Origin of the sequence: Methanoregula sp., from assembly GCF_002835825.1 — an archaeon.
Taxonomy (GTDB): domain Archaea; phylum Halobacteriota; class Methanomicrobia; order Methanomicrobiales; family Methanospirillaceae; genus Methanoregula.
Map to the genome: position 1 here is coordinate 1 of NZ_PIZH01000292.1, position 2,730 is coordinate 2,730.

At 58.8% G+C, this 2,730-nt stretch carries 3 protein-coding genes; all 3 read right to left on the reverse strand.

What is annotated here, in order from left to right:
• Positions 1-162: 162 nt before the first annotated feature.
• Positions 163-465 carry a hypothetical protein gene (locus CW742_RS09995; RefSeq protein ID WP_292419887.1) on the reverse strand — a complete coding sequence of 101 codons (303 nt, stop codon included), beginning with the start codon at positions 463-465 and terminating at the stop codon, positions 163-165.
• A 35-nt stretch (positions 466-500) separates the two neighbouring features.
• Complete coding sequence (locus CW742_RS10000) at positions 501-719, reverse strand: hypothetical protein (protein ID WP_292419890.1); 219 nt, start codon at positions 717-719, stop codon at positions 501-503.
• A gap of 174 nt (positions 720-893) precedes the next feature.
• A complete protein-coding gene (locus tag CW742_RS10005) occupies positions 894-2,639 on the reverse strand; it encodes a PAS domain S-box protein (protein ID WP_292419892.1) in 1,746 nt (581 codons plus the stop codon).
• Between the last annotated feature and the right edge of the window lie 91 nt (positions 2,640-2,730).

Here is a 2,730-nt window from a genome sequence, read left to right on the forward strand (position 1 = left end):
GCTTGTAGCAGCGGGACTCCGGACTGCCGGCAATGGTGCGCCTCCTGCGGGGACGCCCGCGCCGGGGGCATTCGTTCATTCCGGGGACCTCTTCTGCTGCCATCAGGTGCTCCTGATCAATAGTGTATGACGAATACTATACCAAGTTTACCCGGGACCGGATCACGGCCGGTTGTCGGCAGACCGTAACGATCGCGGTGCAGGCCGGGCCTGGACCAGATATTTCTTGATGATCCGGTAGGGTGGGGCCGTATCGCGGAACTTCTCCATCCGGGTCACGCGGTACCGGCACGCAGGGAACGGTCCGTGGTGGATCCGCTGCAGGAACCCCGAGATGGCGGGGCCTGTCGTCTCATCCATCCGGAAGAATGTCCGCAGATCCCGGACCGTGACCCAGCACTCTGCCGTTCCGGATGCTTCCATGTACTGCTCCAGCAGTTCGGGCACTTCCGGATGGCGGTGCATGACCGTAAAACTCCTAAAAAATGGGTGAGAAGATCTCACTGGCACCGGGGCCCGTGGCCGCAGCGGTGCGGGTTGCCGGCATGGACGGGCCCGCAACAGCAGGAGTCCCCGAACTTCTTGTCGGACGTGCATTCTTCCCGGTGGCTCCTGCTGCCCGGGCCGTGCCGGTGCTGTTCTCCACATGCACAGGTATGCAGGGGGAGATTGTCATCGTTGTTCTTATCAGAGGTAGTGTGTGTGGTCTCTTCTGGCATGTGTTCACCAACCGTACGCTGGCCGTACGATATTTACTCATATGCGCATAAATGGTTAAAACTTTGTCATCATGACAGGAATCCCCCTCCATGAGCCGGAGATCTGCAGGTATCGGGAGAACGGAGAGAGGGTCGGATACGGGGAGACCAGGATACCGGACAGCTCCTGCCCCCTCACTCCTTCCCAGCTACCCGCCATGCACCCTTCGGCACAGTGATCTCGAACCGCACACCCTTGCCCGGCTCACCGTTCTCCACAATAGAGATACCAGTGATCGCAAGGATCTCCCGGGAGAGAAAGAGCCCAAGACCGGTGTGCTTCCCGAACCCTTTCCGGAAGAGTTTTTGCTTGTCATCAAGCGTGATCCCAACGCCGTTGTCCTGGTACACGATGGCCAGACTGCCATCGGTTTCTTGTAAAGAGAAGGACATCGCCGTCACCCGTTCCCCGTGCCGGAGCGAGTTCTCCATGAGGTTGAAGAAGACCTTGACGATCAGGGGGTCGGCGAAGATATCGATGCAGTTGACCGCCACCTGCACATCGACGCCGGGCGGGTTGAGCTGGGTGAGTGCCTCGTTCACGACTGCCCCGGCGTCCTGCCACCGGGGCTCGTTGACCCCGATATCCTCGTAGTACTTCGTGAATTCGATCTGCCGTTGTATGGCCTCTGCCGCCTGTTCCTCCTTTTCAATGAACGCCTCATGACTTGTGCCTTTGAGGTCTTCTTTCGAGAGTTCCAGGTATGCCCGGAGTCCCATGATCTGGTTTAAGATATCGTGGCGGGTGATGGAGGAGAGCATGTTCAGTTTTTTGAGAGCGCTTTTTAAGGCCTCCTCCGCTTTCTTGCGTTTCGAGATGTCCCGGACAATCCCCTCGGTCCCGGCATAATCCCCCTCTCCATCTGTCCGCAACCGGACCGTGAGGGATACCCAGAACACCGTGCCGTCGGATTTCTTAAATTCGGCCTCCCAGTCCTGCACAGCACCGTTCCGCATCTTCAATACATCGAGGAGCTCTTCCCGTTTCTTTGGGTCTTTCCACAGGGACGAAATTGGCAATCCGATCAGGTCTTTGACCGATGCATACCCGAATACGTTCAGTGCCGACGGGCTTGCCATGACGATGGTATTCTCCCTGCTGACCCGGAAGAAGACGTCCTGGATATTTTCGATCACGGTGCGGTACCGTTCCTCGCTCTTACGGAGCGCGGCTTCCATCGTTTTCCGCTCCGTGATATCATGGAGGATGTGGACACTCCCGGCAAGCGCTCCGTCAGGATCGCGGATGGGCGAGACGGTCAGGAAGAAATCACCACGGAGGTTCTCTTCATGGATATCGACTGAATGGCTCAGGCCGTCTTTGAGAAGGAGCCGGTGGGGGCAGGACCCGGGGGGAATGGCGGTATGGTGGACGACATCAAAGCACCGGAGCCCGACCGCCTCTGCCGGTGTGACGCCCAGGCGATCGGCCATTGCCCTGTTCACGCGGGTAATCCGGAACCCGCTGTCGATGATTGCAACCATGTCCGGGACGGCATCGAACGTAAGTTCCCATTGCTCCTTCTGGTGCAGGATCGCCTTTTCCAGTCGCCTCCGTTCGGTAATATCATGGGCAATCTCCGAGATCCCGACGATCTCCCCGCGATTATTCGGTATCGGGGATAAGGAAAGGGAGATCTGGATGTGCGTGCCGTCTTTTGTAATCCGTTCGGTCTCGAAACGCTCGACAATCTCACCCTGCCGGATCCGTTCCAGGAGCCGGAGCTTCTCCTCCTGCCGGTCCGGGGGGATGATCCGGGAGCGCGGGTGCCCTGTCATCTCCTGCGCTGTGTACCCGTCGAGTGTTACAGCGCCGCTGTTCCAGTCCGTGACAATCCCCCGAACCGTTTCCCCGATGATGGCATCGCCGGACGATTGCACCTCCTAAACCAGCCGCCGGCCCATCTGGGTGTCCCGCTGCATCCCGCCTCTGCCGTTGGGGAACACCAAGCGAACGATGACAACAACACCG